Source organism: Streptomyces sp. NPDC102402 (assembly GCF_044765765.1).
Classification (GTDB): Bacteria; Actinomycetota; Actinomycetes; order Streptomycetales; family Streptomycetaceae; genus Streptomyces.
The window spans coordinates 1-16,513 of sequence record NZ_JBIWKR010000025.1 but is presented as its reverse complement, the minus strand read 5'-3'; the positions used below and the strand labels follow the sequence as shown (position 1 = coordinate 16,513).

General features: G+C 68.6%; 9 protein-coding genes and 1 tRNA gene. 5 read left to right on the top strand and 5 right to left on the bottom strand.

Annotated elements, in window-relative coordinates:
* Window positions 1-115: 115 nt before the first annotated feature.
* The 3 genes from ACIRJR_RS35580 to ACIRJR_RS35570 all read right to left on the bottom strand — a co-directional run bounded on the left by ACIRJR_RS35580 (window position 116) and on the right by ACIRJR_RS35570 (window position 9,359).
* Complete coding sequence (locus ACIRJR_RS35580; RefSeq protein ID WP_403788649.1) at window positions 116-2,887, bottom strand: DNA translocase FtsK; 2,772 nt, start codon at window positions 2,885-2,887, stop codon at window positions 116-118.
* A 111-nt stretch (window positions 2,888-2,998) separates the two neighbouring features.
* Window positions 2,999-3,679: a two-component system response regulator gene (locus ACIRJR_RS35575; protein ID WP_403788647.1), complete on the bottom strand. Its 681-nt coding sequence runs from the start codon at window positions 3,677-3,679 to the stop codon at window positions 2,999-3,001.
* Between the two features lie 244 nt (window positions 3,680-3,923).
* Window positions 3,924-9,359 carry a HAMP domain-containing protein gene (locus ACIRJR_RS35570; protein WP_403788645.1) on the bottom strand — a complete coding sequence of 1,812 codons (5,436 nt, stop codon included), beginning with the start codon at window positions 9,357-9,359 and terminating at the stop codon, window positions 3,924-3,926.
* Between the two features lie 400 nt (window positions 9,360-9,759).
* Between ACIRJR_RS35570 and ACIRJR_RS35565 the strand changes: the two genes are divergently transcribed.
* The 3 genes from ACIRJR_RS35565 (at window position 9,760) to ACIRJR_RS35555 (ending at window position 14,315) form a co-directional block, all read left to right on the top strand.
* Window positions 9,760-12,387 carry a SpoIIE family protein phosphatase gene (locus ACIRJR_RS35565; RefSeq protein WP_403788643.1) on the top strand — a complete coding sequence of 876 codons (2,628 nt, stop codon included), beginning with the start codon at window positions 9,760-9,762 and terminating at the stop codon, window positions 12,385-12,387.
* Between the two features lie 97 nt (window positions 12,388-12,484).
* A complete protein-coding gene (locus ACIRJR_RS35560) occupies window positions 12,485-13,663 on the top strand; it encodes an alpha/beta fold hydrolase (protein WP_403788641.1) in 1,179 nt (392 codons plus the stop codon).
* Window positions 13,664-13,775: 112 nt separating this feature from the next.
* The gene (locus ACIRJR_RS35555) at window positions 13,776-14,315 is read left to right on the top strand and encodes a hypothetical protein (RefSeq protein ID WP_403788639.1); all 540 of its coding nucleotides are present in this window, start codon (window positions 13,776-13,778) and stop codon (window positions 14,313-14,315) included.
* Window positions 14,316-14,456: 141 nt separating this feature from the next.
* Here ACIRJR_RS35555 and ACIRJR_RS35550 read toward each other — a convergent pair whose 3' ends face one another.
* A complete protein-coding gene (locus tag ACIRJR_RS35550; protein WP_403788637.1) occupies window positions 14,457-14,615 on the bottom strand; it encodes a hypothetical protein in 159 nt (52 codons plus the stop codon).
* A 166-nt stretch (window positions 14,616-14,781) separates the two neighbouring features.
* Here ACIRJR_RS35550 and ACIRJR_RS35545 point away from each other — a divergent pair, with 166 nt between their 5' ends.
* Window positions 14,782-15,426, top strand: a complete 645-nt coding sequence (locus tag ACIRJR_RS35545; protein WP_403788635.1) for a dihydrofolate reductase family protein — start codon at window positions 14,782-14,784, stop codon at window positions 15,424-15,426.
* A gap of 85 nt (window positions 15,427-15,511) precedes the next feature.
* Here ACIRJR_RS35545 and ACIRJR_RS35540 read toward each other — a convergent pair.
* Window positions 15,512-15,587: transfer RNA gene (locus ACIRJR_RS35540), tRNA-Thr, on the bottom strand.
* Between the two features lie 371 nt (window positions 15,588-15,958).
* On the opposite strand from ACIRJR_RS35540, the gene ACIRJR_RS35535 reads away from it, so the two are divergent.
* Window positions 15,959-16,309, top strand: coding sequence for a hypothetical protein (locus tag ACIRJR_RS35535; RefSeq protein ID WP_403788633.1), 351 nt, complete (start codon window positions 15,959-15,961; stop codon window positions 16,307-16,309).
* Window positions 16,310-16,513: the final 204 nt, after the last annotated feature.

The following is a 16,513-nucleotide window of genomic DNA, read 5'->3' as shown; positions in this document are numbered from 1 at the left end:
GGATCGCCGGGCAGCCCCTCGGGCAGGACGGAGGGCGGAGAGCGCGACGGATCATCCCGCTGCTCCTCCTTTCAACTTGACGTACGGCCGGGCGAAACGGTTGCCCGCAAAACTCTTACGAAGCGGTTTCCCCGCGAATGACGGCCAACACACCGTCGAGTTCGTCCGGTTTCACCATGACATCACGCGCCTTGGAACCCTCGCTGGGACCCACGATGTTGCGCGACTCCATGAGGTCCATCAGCCGACCGGCCTTCGCGAAGCCGACCCGCAGCTTGCGCTGGAGCATCGATGTCGAGCCGAACTGGGTGGACACGACCAGTTCGGCGGCCTGGCAGAGCAGATCGAGGTCGTCGCCGATGTCCTCGTCGATCTCCTTCTTCTGCTTCGTGCCGACCACCACGTCCTCGCGGAAGACCGGCGCCATCTGATCCTTGCAGTGCTGGACGACCGCCGCGACCTCGGCCTCGGTGACGAAGGCCCCCTGCATACGGGTCGGCTTGTTCGCCCCCATGGGCAGGAACAGACCGTCACCCTTCCCGATGAGCTTTTCGGCGCCCGGCTGGTCGAGGATGACCCGGCTGTCGGCGAGTGACGAGGTGGCGAAGGCGAGCCGGGAGGGCACGTTCGCCTTGATCAGACCGGTCACGACGTCGACCGAGGGCCGCTGGGTGGCGAGCACCAGGTGGATGCCTGCGGCGCGCGCCAGCTGGGTGATGCGGACGATGGAGTCCTCGACGTCGCGCGGGGCCACCATCATGAGGTCCGCCAGCTCGTCGACGATGACCAGCAGGTACGGATAGGGCGAGAGCTCCCGCTCACTCCCCTCGGGCGCCTTCGCCTTGCCCGTGCGCACCGCGTGGTTGAAGTCGTCGATGTGGCGGAAGCCGTAGGCCGCGAGGTCGTCGTAACGCAGGTCCATCTCCCGGACGACCCACTGGAGCGCCTCGGCGGCCTTCTTCGGGTTGGTGATGATGGGCGTGATGAGGTGCGGAATGCCCTCGTAGGCCGTGAGCTCGACACGCTTCGGGTCGACGAGCACCATCCGTACGTCCTCGGGGGTCGCCCGCACCATGACCGAGGTGATCAGGCAGTTGATGCACGAGGACTTGCCGGAACCGGTCGCACCGGCGACCAGGACGTGCGGCATGTTCGCCAGGTTTGCCATCTCGTAGCCGCCCTCGACGTTCTTGCCGAGCGCGACCAGCATGGGGTGGTCGTCCTCCGCCGCGTCCGCGAGGCGCAGGACGTCCCCGAGATTGACCATCTCCCGGTCGGAGTTGGGGATCTCGATACCGACGGCTGACTTGCCGGGGATCGGGGAGATGATCCGGACGTCCGGGCTGGCGACGGCATAGGCGATGTTCTTGGTGAGGGCGGTGATCCGCTCGACCTTGACGGCCGGGCCGAGTTCGACCTCGTAGCGGGTGACCGTCGGGCCGCGGGTGAAGCCGGTGACAGCGGCGTCGACCTTGAACTCCGTGAAGACGTTGGTCAGTGACGCGACGACCGCGTCGTTGGCGGCGCTGCGCGTCTTGCCCGGGCCACCGCGCTCCAGCAGGTCGAGGGAGGGCAGCGAGTAGGTGATGTCGCCGGAGAGCTGGAGCTGTTCGGCCCGGGCGGGCAGCGGCAGCGGCCGCTCGGGGGCGGGCTTCGTCAGATCGGGGACGCCTCCGGAGGAGGTGCCCTTCTCGGCGCCCCCGCCGCCGGGCGGAGCCTTCTCGGCCGACCTGGCACCGGGGACCGGGGTCCCGGTCCGTTCCCGGTCGGCGGAGACCCCCTGGGTCAGATCGGCGACGACCGGAGAGGGGGGCATGCCGTTGAGCACCGCCCCGTCGAGCGCTGCGGCAGCGGCGGCCGCCACGTCCACCGCGTCCATGGTGCGGTTCATGGCGGGCTGGGCGGACGGCCTGCGTGTCCGGCGCCGCTTGGTCAGCGCCTCGTCCTCGGCCTGGTCCGGGTCGTAGACGCCGTCCGCTTCGGGGCGGCGTGCCGAGGACCGCCGGGTGCGCTCGGGCAGCGCGTCACGCCACTGCTCGTCGTACCGTTCGTCGTCGCCGCCGTCCTCCTCGCCCTGTACGTGCACCGGGTCGACGATGCCGAGCCTGACGCCGAGCTGCCGCAGCCGCCGGGGGATGGCGTTGACCGGGGTGGCGGTGACGACCAGGAGTCCGAAGACCGTGAGCAGCAGAAGCAGCGGCACGGCGAGGACCTCGCCCATCGTGAAGACGAGGGGCTGGGAGGCGGCCCAGCCGATCAGCCCGCCGGCGTCCTGCATGGCGGCGGTACCGTCGTCGCGGCCCGGTGATCCGCAGGCGATGTGGACCTGGCCGAGCACGCCGATGACGAGGGCGGAGAGTCCGATGACGATTCGGCCGTTGGCCTCGGGCTTCTCCGGATAGAGGATCAGCCGTACGGCGACGGCGCCCAGCAGTATCGGCACCAGGAGGTCGAGCCGGCCGAAGGCCCCCGTCACGAGCATCTCGACGAGATCGCCGACGGGTCCCCGCAGATGGGACCAGGTGCCCGCCGCCACGACCAGCGCGAGGCCGAGGAGCAGCAGGGCGAGTCCGTCCTTGCGGTGCGCCGGGTCGAGTCCCTTGGCTCCGCGCCCTATGGAGCGGAACACCGCCCCGACGCCGTGCGCGGTACCCAGCCACAGCGCCCGGACGAACCGGTACACGCCCCCCGTGGGAGACGGCGCGGGCTTGGGCGCGGGTTTCCTCGCCGCCGCTTTCCTGGCGGGTGCCTTCCTGGCAGGCACCGTCTTCTTCGCCGCCGCCTTCTTGGCGGGCGCTGCTTTCTTCGCCGGTCCCTGGGGACGGCCGGAGCGCTTCGCGGTGCCCGCCGTGCCCAGGGAACCCTTGCCGGACGTACCTGAGGCCATGTGACTGAGGTTACCGGTGCCGACGCCGGTGGACACGTGTGCCTACGGCTTCACCCGTCCGTGTCGTCCTTGCACGCACGCAGAACTGACGACCCCTCAACCTGCCGCAGGTCAGCTCTGCGAGGGCAGGGCGGCCGCGGAACCGCCCGCGCCGGGTTCCAGAGCGTCGAGCGCACGGCGCAGACCGGTGAGCTTGCGCTCGAGGTGGGCGGCGGTGGCCACGGCGCCCGCGTCCGCCGATTCGTCGTCCAGCTGCTTGGAGAGGGCCTCGGCCTGCTCCTCCACCGCGGCGAGTCTCGCCGAGAGCTCGGCGAGCAGACCGGCCGGCTCCTTCTCGTCGGCGCCCGGCTGGGCGCCGCCTTCGAGCTGGAGCCGCAACAGCGCCGCCTGCTCGCGCAGCTGGCAGTTCTTCATGTAGAGCTCGACGAAGACCGAGACCTTGGCGCGCAGCACCCAGGGGTCGAAGGGCTTCGAGATGTAGTCCACCGCTCCCGCCGCGTAACCCCGGAAGGTGTGATGCGGGCCGTGGTTGATCGCGGTCAGGAAGATGATCGGGATGTCCCTGGTCCGCTCCCGCCGCTTGATGTGCGCGGCCGTCTCGAATCCATCCATCCCGGGCATCTGCACGTCCAGCAGAATGACCGCGAAATCGTCCGTGAGCAGCGCCTTGAGCGCTTCCTCCCCTGACGATGCCCGTACCAGTGTCTGATCGAGCGCAGAGAGGATGGCCTCCAGCGCCAGCAGATTCTCCGGCCGGTCATCGACCAGGAGGATCTTGGCCTTCTGCACCATGGCCCGCCCTCCTCGCCCCGGCATCGCACCGGGTGCCGCCCCAGGGGACGACTCCCTTACGCCGTCCGTCCTTGTGCCGGTCATGGTAGCCGCACCCCGCCCATCACCACACCCTGTCACCGCGATGTCACTGTGCACATAGCGAAAACGCGGTCGAAGACCAGAAGGTTCCCCGGAATCCGCCGACTCACACCCTCGCGGGCACAGTCGGTCGACGGATTCCGGCAGGCCGTTCCGCGCACGGTCACTCTCCGCGCATCCACTGCTCCATCACGGAGAGCAGGTGATCGGAGTCGACCGGCTTGGTCACGTAGTCGGAGGCGCCGCAGTCGATCGCCTTCTCCCGGTCGCCCTTCATCGCCTTCGCGGTCAGCGCGACGATCGGCAGGCCGGCGAACTGCGGCATTCGACGGATCGCCGTCGTCGTCGCATAGCCATCCATCTCGGGCATCATGATGTCCATCAATACGATCGTCACATCGTCGTGCTGCTCCAGGACTTCGATGCCCTCGCGCCCGTTCTCCGCGTACAGCACCGACAGCCCGTGCTGTTCGAGGACGCTGGTGAGGGCGAAGACGTTGCGGATGTCGTCGTCGACGATCAGCACCTTCTCTCCGTGGAACCGGAAGGTCCTGCGGGTTTCCGGTTCCTCCTGCGCGCTCTTCACCCATTCCTCCGGCGCCGCGCCCGTCTCCTCACCGGAGCTGCCGTTCGCCAGGGCGGGGCGCTGTGCCGCTCCCCCGAGAGCCTTGCGGCGGCGCCTGAACACCCCTGCGGAGTTGGCGGGATCACCCAGTGGCTGCTCGGCGCCGCTGCCCTGTGACACCTCCAGGCGCGGGGTCCCCTCGCCGGAGCCGCCGTGGATCTCGATGGGGCCCGGCCCCATCTGCGGATAGCCCTGCGGCGGCAGTTCGCTCGGGTGCAGGGGCAGGTACAGCGTGAAGGTCGAGCCACGTCCCGGCTCGCTCGCCGCGTGGATCTCGCCGCCCAGCAGACGGGCGATCTCCCGGCTGATGGAGAGCCCGAGGCCCGTCCCTCCGTACTTGCGGCTGGTCGTGCCGTCCGCCTGCTTGAACGCCTCGAAGATCACCAGCATCTTGCTGGACGCGATCCCGATCCCCGTGTCGGTGACCGAGAAGGCGATCAGGTCACCGTCGGCGTCTCGCAGCGAACCGGCCTCCAGCAGATGCTCCCGGATCGAGTTCGGCACATCGGCACCGGCCGGCCGGATCACCAGCTCCACGGCGCCGCCGTCGGTGAACTTCACCGCGTTGGACAGAAGGTTGCGCAGAACCTGCAGCAGCCGCTGCTCGTCCGTGTGCAACGTGGCGGGCAGCTCGGGGGAGACCCGTACGGAGAAGTCGAGCCCCTTCTCGGCGGTGAGCGGCCGGAACGTCGCTTCCACGTAGTCGACCAGCTGCACCAGCGCGATCCGGGTCGGGCTGACGTCCATCTTGCCCGCCTCGACCTTGGACAGGTCGAGGATGTCGTTGATCAGCTGAAGCAGGTCGGACCCCGCTCCGTGGATCGTCTCGGCGAACTCCACCTGCTTCGGAGAGAGATTGCCCTCGGCGTTGTCGGCGAGCAGCTTGGCCAGGATCAGCAGCGAGTTGAGCGGTGTGCGCAGCTCGTGCGACATGTTGGCCAGGAACTCGGATTTGTAGCGCATCGAGACGGCGAGCTGCTCGGCCCGCTCCTCCAGGACCTGCCGCGCCTCCTCGATCTCGGTGTTCTTCACCTCGATGTCGCGGTTCTGCTGGGCCAGCAGTTCGGCCTTCTCCTCCAGCTCGGCGTTGGAGGCCTGCAGCGCCTTCTGCCGGTTCTCGAGCTCCTGCGAACGGTCGCGCAGCTGCTCGGTGAGCTCCTGGGACTGCTCGAGGAGCTTCTCCGTCTTCGTGTTGACGCTGATGGTGTTGACGCTCGTCGCGATCATCTCGGCGAGCTGGTTCAGGAAGTCCCGCTGGATGTGGGTGAACGGCTGGAACGACGCCAGTTCGATGACACCGAGCACCTGGCCCTCGAACAGCACCGGCAGCACGATCACGTGCGCGGGCGGCGCCTCGCCGAGGCCGGAGGAGATCTTCAGATATCCCGGCGGGACGTTGTCCACCTGGATCGTCCGCTTCTCCTCCGCCGCCGTTCCGATGAGCGTCTCCCCGGGCCGGAACGAGGTCGGCATGGAGCCCGCCGAGTAGCCGTAGCTGCCGCGCATGCGCAGCTCGTACGAGCTCTCACCCGTGCTGTCGGATCCCACCTCTCCACCGTCACCGGTACTCATGGCCAGGAAGAACGCACCGTGCTGGGCGGACACGACCGGCGTCAGCTCGCTCATGATCAGCGAGGCGACGTCGTCCAGGTCACGGCGGCCCTGCATGAGACCGGAGATCCGGGCGAGGTTGCCCTTGAGCCAGTCCTGCTCCTTGTTGGCCAGCGTCGTGTCGCGCAGGTTGGCGATCATCGTGTTGATGTTGTCCTGCAGCACCTGGATCTCGCCGGCGGCGTCGACATCGATCTTGAGGTTGAGATCGCCGCGGGTCACCGCGGTGGCGACGGCCGCGATGGCGCGCACCTGACGGGTCAGGTTCCCCGCCATCTCGTTCACGGACTCCGTGAGGTCGCGCCACGTACCGTCGACGTCCCGGACGCGTGCCTGGCCGCCCAGCTGCCCCTCGGTACCCACCTCGCGGGCCACCCGGGTCACCTGCTCGGCGAACGACGAGAGCTGGTCGACCATCGTGTTGATGGTGTTCTTCAGCTCCAGGATCTCACCGCGTGCATCGATGTCGATCTTCTTGGTGAGATCACCCTTGGCGATGGCCGTCGTGACCGTGGCGATCTGGCGCACCTGGCCGGTCAGGTTGGAGGCCATCGAGTTCACCGACTCGGTCAGGTCCTTCCACGTACCGGAGACCCCGGGGACTCGCGCCTGGCCGCCCAGTTCGCCCTCCGTACCCACCTCACGGGCGACCCGCGTCACCTCGTCGGCGAACGAGGACAGGGTCGTCACCATCGTGTTGACGGTGTCGGCGAGTTCGGCGACCTCGCCGCGCGCCTCGACGGTGACCTTCTTCGTCAGGTCGCCGTTGGCGACCGCCGAGGAGACCCGGGAGATGTTGCGCACCTGACTGGTCAGGTTGTTGGCCATCAGGTTGACGTTCTCGCTGAGGTCCTTCCAGATGCCCGTGGCACCGCGCACCCGGGCCTGGCCGCCGAGGATGCCCTCGGTGCCCACCTCACGGGCCACCCGGGTCACCTCGTCGCCGAAGTTCATCAGCTGGTCGACCATCGTGTTGACCGTCGTCACCAGTTCGAGGATCTCGCCCTTGGCGTCGACGGTGATCTTCTTGGAGAGGTCACCCTTCGCGACGGCGGTGGTGACCTCGGCGATGTTGCGCACCTGGAGGGTCAGGTTGTTCGCCATGCCGTTGACGGACTGGGTGAGGTCCTTCCACGTACCGGAGACGCCCTGCACCTCCGCCTGCCCGCCGAGAATGCCCTCCGTGCCCACCTCACGGGCGACCCGCGTCACCTGCTCCGCGAAGTTCGAGAGCTGGTCGACCATGGTGTTGAGGGTGTTCTTCAACTCCAGGATCTCGCCCCGGGCGTCCACGTCGATCTTCTGCGACAGGTCACCCCGCGCCACCGCGGTGGCCACCTGCGCGATGTTGCGGACCTGGGCGGTCAGGTTCCCGGCCATGCCGTTCACCGAGTCCGTCAGGTCACGCCACACGCCGGCCACACCGGGCACCTGGGCCTGGCCGCCGAGACGGCCGTCGGTGCCCACCTCACGGGCCACGCGCGTCACCTGGTCGGCGAAGGCGGAGAGCTGGTCGACCATCGTGTTGATGGTGTTCTTCAGCTCCAGGATCTCGCCCCGGGCGTCCACGTCGATCTTCTGCGACAGGTCACCCCGCGCCACCGCGGTGGTCACCTGGGCGATCTGACGCACCTGCGAGGTCAGGTTCCCCGCCATGAAGTTGACGGAGTCGGTGAGTTCCTTCCACGTACCGGAGACACCGTCGACGCGCGCCTGACCGCCCAGGCGGCCCTCCGTGCCCACGTCGCGGGCCATTCGCGTCACCTGGTCGGCGAAGTTGGACAGCTGGGCCACCATCGTGTTGACGGTGTTCTTCAGCTCCAGCATCTCGCCGGCCACGTCGACGGTGACCTTCTGCGACAGATCACCGTTGGCGACGGCCGTCGTCACCTGGGCGATGTCACGCACCTGTCCGGTCAGGTTACGGAACGCGGTGTTCACCGAGTCGGTGAGGTCCTTCCAGGTCCCCGCCGCTCCCGGCACCTCGGCCTGACCGCCGAGACGGCCCTCCACACCGACCTCACGCGCGACGCGGGTGACCTCCGAACCGAAGGCCTGGAGCTGGTCCACCATCGTGTTGACGGTGTTCTTCAGCTCCAGCATCTCGCCGGCCACGTCGACGGTGACCTTCTGCGTCATGTCACCGCTGGCCACCGCGGTGGTCACCTGAGCGATGTCGCGCACCTGCGTCGTCAGGTTCCGGAAGACCGTGTTCACCGAATCGGTGAGGTCCTTCCAGGTCCCCGCCGCGCCGGGCACCTGGGCCTGGCCACCGAGCAGACCCTCGCCGCCGACCTCGCTCGCCACACGCGTCACCTCGTCGGCGAAGGTACGCAGCGTCTCGGTCATCTGGTTGATCGTCTCGGCGAGCTGCGCGACCTCGCCGCGGGCGCTCACCGTGACCTTCTGCGACAGGTCACCGTTGGCGACGGCCGTCGTCACCTCGGCGATGCCCCGTACCTGGGAGGTGAGGTTCCCGGCCATCGTGTTGACGGAGTCGGTGAGGTCCTTCCAGACCCCCGCCACCCCCGGGACCGTCGCCTGCCCGCCCAGTTCGCCCTCGGTGCCCACCTCGCGGGCGACCCGCGTCACCTCGGAGGAGAACGACGACAGCTGGTCCACCATCGTGTTGACGGTGTTCTTCAGCTGGAGCATCTCACCGGCCACATGGACGGTGACCTTCCGTGACAGGTCCCCCTTGGCCACCGCCGTCGTCACCAGTGCGATGTCACGCACCTGGGCGGTCAGCCGGTAGGCCATGGTGTTCACGGAGTCCGTGAGGTCCTTCCAGGACCCGGACATTCCACGCACCTGGGCCTGGCCGCCCAGTTTGCCCTCGGTACCCACCTCGACCGCGACGCGCGTCACCTGCTCGGTGAAAGCGGACAGCTGGTCGACGAGGTTGTTGACCGTACGGGCGACTTTCAGGAACTCGCCGCGCAGCGGGCGCACGGTCTCGTCCGCCGCGTGCGTGCGCAGTTCCATCCGCTGCTCGAGATCACCGTCGGCGACCGCGGAGAGTACCCGGCCGACTTCGGACACGGGCCGGGCCAGGTCGTCGACGAGCTCGTTGGAGGCATCGATCGCGGCCGCCCAGGAGCCCTCACAGGCGCCGGTCTCCAGGCGCTCCGTGAGCTTCCCCTCGCGCCCGACCACACGCCGCACGCGGGCGAGCTCGCCCGTCAGATGCAGATTGCGGTCGGCCACCTCGTTGAAGACCGCGGCGATCTCCGTGAGAACGCCGTCGCCGGAGACGGTGAGCCGCCTGCGGAAGTTGCCGTCACGCATCGCCACCAGGGCCGCGAGCAGTCTGTTCAGAGCTGCCGCGTCCACGTCGACGGTGCCATTGCGCTGCTTTTTCACGGACTGCCCGCCTTTTGTGCGCGTTCCTGAACCCCGCGCCGCCACGCCAGACTCCACCGTGTCCCTCCCGCAGGGGTTGACCGTATCGCTCGGGCCGTTGTCGGAAGCTTGCCCGTTTCCACTTTGGCTCACCGCCACAGCACACCGTCAACGGGTAACCATGCGGTCGTCAAATCGTTGAAACGTACCAGGCCGGAACGTGAGGACGAGGAAAGTCTCATGGTCGTCCCATTTCCCTCACGAGGGGCCCCATAGTTGTGCGCCCGACGCACAGCCGCCGGGGTTCTGCGTACCCAAGTCCGCCCTCGTGTACCCGGGACGCCTGGCGAACGTCTAGCCTGGCAGGCGAATCGAAGCGGCGAAATACGGGCACAGGACTCGGGGAAGCGACGAGACACCAATGGGGAGTGCTGTGATCACCGCGCGCGCGGCTGCCACCTTCGATCCGGTCGGACGCTCGGTCGCGACCGCCCGCGCATTCGTCCGCGACACCCTTCAGGGGTGGGGTTACACCGACGTCGTTGACGACGCCGTCGTCCTTACCAGTGAACTCGTGACCAATGCCGTCGTGCACGCGGGCACGGCCGCCGACGTCCTCTGTCTGCGCACCGAGGACGGCGTACGCGTCGAGGTCGCCGACCACTACCCGGAGCGGGAGATCCCGCTCCAGAGCTCCGGCCTCGACTTCGGCAGCCCGGACCGGGAGGGCGGCCGGGGGCTGCTGCTCTGCGCGGCTCTCGCCTCCCGCTGGGGAGTCGAGTACACCCCGACGCACAAGCACGTCTGGTTCCAGCTCGACCTTCCCGAACGCCCTGTGGGCATCCGCTCGGCGAGCCCGGTGCTGCCCACCGCCCTTCTGCCGGTCGCGGAGCAGCGCGTGCGGGTGGCCGTAGTCCAGACCGACGGATCCGGCTCCATCGCCTCGTGGAACGACGACGCCGCTTACCTCTTCGGCCACGCCGCGGAGCAGGTCGACGGCAAGCAGCTGACCGACTTCGTGGCCTGGCCCCACACTCCGGGCACCAACACCGGCATCGCCGACGCACTGCGGCTCTCCCGGTGGGAGGGCAGCTACGGCATCCGCGGCGCCGACGGCCGGATCATCCCCGTGTACGCCTCGCACCTCAGAGTCCGCGACGCCGAGGGGGAGCCCTCCACCGTCTGTCTCCTCGTACGCGACTACGAGCGCGCGGTGCTGCAGACCCCGGTACGCGCCCCCGTCACCGACACCTCGGCCGAGAACCGCAGTACGGACCCGTTCGAGATCTTCATCGGCTCCCCCGCGCCCGACGACCTCGACGGGCTGCTGCAGCGCACGGTGGAACGGGCCCGCGACATGCTGGACGCCGACGCCGCCTTCCTGCTCCTGGCCACCGACGACGAGACCGAACTGGAGGTCCGGGCCACGACCGGCCTGCCGTCGGCCCGCCAGCGCTTCGCCCGGGTGCCCGTCGAGGCCGGCACGGGTCGTTACGGCTCCGCCCGTATGCCCGCCGTCCACGAGGATCTCACCGTCGTACCGGGCGCCGTGCCGCTGCTCAGTGACACCGGGATGCGCTCTGTCGTGACGGTCCCCCTCAAGGTCGAGGGCCGTCTCACCGGTTCGCTCGGGGTCGCGGCCGAAGCGGCGGGGCGGTACTCCAACGAGGAGGCGCTGCGCCTGCAGTTCGCCGCGGACCGCATCGCGCTGGCCGTCGAGTCGGCCAGGCTGGGCGAGCTGGAGCGTCTGCGCCGCGGGTCGTTGTCGTTCCTGGTCGAAGCGTCCGACCTGCTGGCCGGCACACTGGACAGGGACCAGACGCTGGCGCTGATGGCACAGATGACCGTGCCCACCCTGGCCACCTGGTGCGCCGTCTACACCATCGCGGACCAGTCCTCGGAGCCGTATCTCTCCTACGTCCTCCACGAGGACGAGGAGCGCATCGACGGCCTGAAGGCCCTGCTCTCCTCCATCGCCCCTCCCGACCCCGTCCCGGCCCCCGGCGCCCGCCTCTGGCCGGCTCCCACGGAGGCCGGTCACGAGGCAGCCCTGCGTACGTCGAAGCGGACCCTGGGCAGGGACGCGCCCCTGAGCATGGGGGCGGCCGCGCGTACCACCCTGGCCACGGCGGTCGCCGTGGGCGGCGAGACCGTCGTCCTCCCGTTGGTGGCGAGGAACCGCGTGATCGGCATGCTCACGCTCGGGAAGCCCTCCGACGAGCACTTCCGCCAGGAGATCCTGGAGCTGGCCGAGGACCTGTCCCGACGGGCCGCCCTCGCCCTCGACAACGCCCGGCTGTACTCGGAGCGCATGGCCATCAGCCAGTCCCTCCAGCGCAGCCTGCTTCCGCCCGGCCTGCCCGACGTGCCCAACGTCGAGATCGAGGTCATCTACCGTGCGGCGGGCGAGGGCAACGAGGTCGGCGGCGACTTCTACGACGTGTTCCCCATCCGTGACGGTGCCTACGGCTTCGCCATCGGCGATGTCTGCGGTACAGGCCCCGAGGCGGCAGCCGTCACCGGCCTCGCCCGGCACGCCCTGCGCCTGCTGGCCCGCGAGGGATTCGCCGGCCCGGCGGTGCTGGAGCGGCTCAACGCGGCGATCCTGGACGAGGGCGCCCGCAGCCGCTTCCTCACCCTGCTCTACGGGGAGTTGTGGCCTCAGGAGGACGGCAGTGCCCTCCTGAAGGTGGTCTGCGCCGGGCATCCCCTCCCGCTCCGTCTGCGCCAGGACGGCTCGGTGGAGGCGGCGGCCGAACCGCAGCCGCTGCTGGGCGTCATCGAGGACCTCGAGCTGTACGAGCAGGAGGTCACACTGGAGCCCGGCGACGTGCTCCTCTGCGTGACCGACGGAGTCACCGAACGCCGCGAGGGGGCCCGCATGCTGGGTGACGACGGCCTGGCCGACGTCCTCGCCATGTGCACGGGACTCACCGCCGGCGCGGTGGCGGGCCGCATCCTGCGGGCCGTGGAGCGCTTCGCGGCGGAGCCAGCCTCCGACGACATGGCCATCCTGGCCATGCGCGTCCCGGAGCCGCAGAGCCTCTAGGCGTACTGACCGGAGACATTGACCGAGCCCGCACTCAGGCCGCAGTCCGGAGATCCTCGCTTGACCTGAACCGGGGTCAAGGTCCGAGGCTTGCAGCATGAGCGAGCGAGAAGAGCAGTTCGGCATCGGAGAGGCCGCCGCGCGTACCGGTCTTGAACCCGACACCCTGCGGTACTTCGAGCGACAGGGGATCTTGCCTGCCCCCCGGCGTGACACTGCCGGGCGTCGTCAGTACGTCGCTGCCGATGTCGACTTGATCCGCATGCTGGTTCACCTGCGCGAGACAGGAATGCCCCTGGCCGACATCGCGCAGTTCACCGGCGCCGACACCGAAGCCACCGACCCGTCGCGGCTGCGGCTGGAGCTGCTCGCTGCGCATCGCCGTCGCGTGGAGCAACGCCGTGAGGCGCTGGACCGTGCCCTCGATGTGATCACCCGCAAGATCGCGGACTACACCGGTCACGTATCCGACGCGCCGGACGTTCTTGAGCGACCCGACACGACGATCGCCTACAGCGTCCGGGGGAAGGGACCACTGCTCTTCCTCGTCGGCGCGCCGGCAGGGCGAGTTGGGTTCGCAGCTCTCGCGGACGAGCTGGCGGGGCAGTTCACCGTCGTCACCCATGATCCTCGCGGCATCGGGGCCAGTCGCATGACACGCGGAATGGCTGAGCCCACGCCTGAGGTCCTCGCTGAAGACCTTGCCGCACTGGTCGACACGTTCACCGGCGCGCCGGCCATCTTCGTCGGCACGAGCGGCGGGGCCGTGACCCTGCTCCAACTGGCCACGCGGTATCCCGACCTCGTCGGATCGGCCGTACTGCACGAGCCGCCTCTGATCACTCTCCTGGACGACGCAGCCCTCGCCGATCGCGCTGCGTCGGCGTTCGCTGTCGCGACAACTGACCCTCAGCAAGCCGTGCAGGAGTTCTTCGACCTGAGCGGCGCCGCCCACCACACAGATCCGGAGCAGGCGCCTCCCACGCATTTCGCGTTGCCGGAGCTACCTGCCGAAGAGCTCGACAAGAACCGCTACTTTCTCGGCCGGATGGCCGGCCCGAGCGTCTTCTACGAGCCCGACGTCCAGACCCTGCGTCGAGCCCGGCTGACCGTGTGCGCCGGCTCGCTGAGCCATCACCAGATGGCACGTCGGGCGGCCGACGCCCTGGCCGCTCTGCTGCACCGGCCCTTGGTCGAGATGCCCGGCAACCACGTGGGCGCAAGCACGGCCCCGGCAGAGTTCGCACGCGCTCTCATGCCGCTGCTCGGCCCCTGACCACACGTCCCGCGGTGGTTCGATCAGCGAGGTCGCGGACGGTTCGCGGCCTTCTGACCGGTCGTCGAGCGACGGGCGGCACTCTTCACGTCGTGCGCCCAGGGTGCGGGCCGTGACGGTCGGATTCAGGGAGGACAGCTCGCTCCTGCCATGGCAGCATGCCGCCATGGCCGTCCACTCTCCCAGCGGTGACTACGCGATCACCACGCTGTACTCCGTGCCCGACAGCTCCTGGTGTCTGGAGCTGGACCTCGTTGCCACTCGACGAACCCTGGTGATGGCGATCGTCCCCGATGAGGATCCGGCGCGGGAACCGGCCGTGTGCTTCGACCACCCCGGAGAGCACCTGGACATCCCGTATTCGGTGATCCGTTGGTTCATGGACCAGGTCGAGGGGGAGATCCGTACGTCCCGCGCCTGGATGCGACTGCGACCGGAACTCGTCGAGGTCGTCCACGGGCTGCGTCAGGAGTACCTGGGCGTCATCAGCGACGACGAGTTTCACGCCGTTCTGCACCAGGTACGCGCCCAGGTCCCCGAAGCCGACCTGCCCGCGGTTCTCGCGGCCGCCTTCGGACGGAGGCCGGACGGCACCACGACGGACGACGCGGAGGCGTTCATGCCTGCCACCAGCCATGAAGCCGGCGCCTGAGACGTTGTCCCCTCCGGCTGTCGGGCCGTGACCACAACTCGCACCACTCACGACGTTCATTGCTCTCGCCGAAACCGCAGTCACCCACGGCGTCGGCACCCAGCACACGGTCCCTGAGCCCAGGGACCGGCGAGCCAACCGTCAACGATGGGGCTCGTAGCCGCGGACCATCCAGACCTCACCGCTGTCGATCAGCAGCCAGTACGTGTGGGCGCCGTCGTCGAACGCACCGAGGAACGCCGCCCGACCCGGTGGGAGGTCTCGGGCATCCAGCTCCCGGCCGGAGTCCCGCACGAACATACGCTTGCAGTCGACCGGCAACCCTCGCCCGCCCAGCGTGGACACCCATCGCGCAGCACCTGGCTCACGCCGTCGCGCGACACGATGCGCGGTGGGTCGGACAGGCCGATGAGCCCGTCCGGCCCGGAGAGTCGTACCAGTGTTGTCGACCACGCAGGAGGAACACATGACGCAGCTACTGAGAGTCCAGAATCTGAACGTCTCGAGCGACGGCATCGGTGCCGGCGAGGACCAGAGCTTCGAGAGGCCGTTCGGCCACGTCGATCCCGAGAGGCTGTTCGCATGGGCCGGCGCCACGGCGAGCTGGCCCATGCGCACCGAGTCCGGGGGGAGCCGGGGTCTGGACGACTACTTCACGCGGGACTACGCACGCAATATCGGCGCCGAGATCATGGGCCGCAACAAATTCGGGCCTCAGCGCGGGCCCTGGCAGAACAACGATTGGCACGGCTGGTGGGGCGATGAGCCCCCGTTCCGCACTCCGGTGTTCGTCATGACCCACCATGAGCGTCCTTCGTTCACGCTCTCCGACACCACGTTCCACTTCGTCGACGGCGATCCGGCCACCGTCCTCGAGCGGGCGAAAGACGCTGCGGAGGGCAAGGACGTCAGACTCGGCGGCGGCGTCACCACCATCCGGCAGTTCCTCGACGCCGACCTCGTGGACACCCTGCATGTCGTGGTCTCACCGGTGAAGCTCGGGTCCGGCCTGCGGCTCTGGGAATCACCCGACGAACTGCTCGACCGGTTCCACCTGGAGATCGTGCCCAGCCCGAGCGGCGTGGCGCACCACCTGTTCTGGAGAAGGTGACCCGAGGACTCATCAGCCTGCAGGCCCTCGCCGACTCCACGTACAGAGAAAGGGCCCCCGCCGTCGGCGGGGGCCCTTTCTCTGTTGGAGCCCCAATGCGGAATCGAACCGCAGACCTTCTCCTTACCATGGAGACGCTCTACCGACTGAGCTATTGGGGCCTTGCTGCCCTGCGGCAACGAGGTAAAGCATACCTCGAACTCTGGGGTGCTAAGAACCACCAGTTCGACACTACGACGCTTCCATCGTCCCGCGCCTCACCTCAAGGCTGTCCCGAAGGTGGCCTCTGAGTGGTCTCGGGCACGGTGGGTTGCTCTACGCCGGAGTGGTCCATCCGGCGAGGACGAGGCTCTGCACCCTTGCGATGTCGAGCACGGCATGGGGCCATCCATGACGGCTCCGACACCGTGACCACACCGACCGTGCGGTAGAACATCTCAGTTGCCGACACGCTCCCTCACGAACGATCCTGAGCATCTGACAGACAGGGAGGTCAGAAGTGGGGCTCGTACTCTTCCCCGGGGACGACGATGTGACCAGCCCGGACATCTCCTGGTCCTGCACCGGCTTCAACATGTTCAGGGAGTGGCTGGCCGAGGCCGAGGGGTTCACCCTCTCCGAGATGCACGGCTTCGACGGACACCGCCCATGGAGCGACGTCTCCACGGCGCTGGCGCCACTGCTCGACCACCCAGATGACGGTGGTGCCGACCTCACGCCCGCTCAATGCGCGGCCATGCTGCCCCGGCTGGAGGCAATCCTCGATGAGCGGCAACGCGATGCCGGCGACCCCGCTCTCGAACGGCGCATCGATGACACCCGCCAGCTGGTCACCGTCATGAAGTTCTGTTTGGACAAAGACGTTGTGATCATCTTCGGCTGACGACCGGGCCGCAGCCCGCTCGCGACTTACGGGACAGGCTTTCGACATGTGCCGGCGGGCTCCGCGCCCGTTCTGGCTGCTCCTCCCGGTACCGCCTGCCACTTGACCGGGCCTGGAACGCAGAAAAGCCCCGTGCCACAAGGGCACGGGGCTTTCCCGGAATAATTGTTCGGCGGCGTCCTACTCTCCCACAGGGTCCCCCCT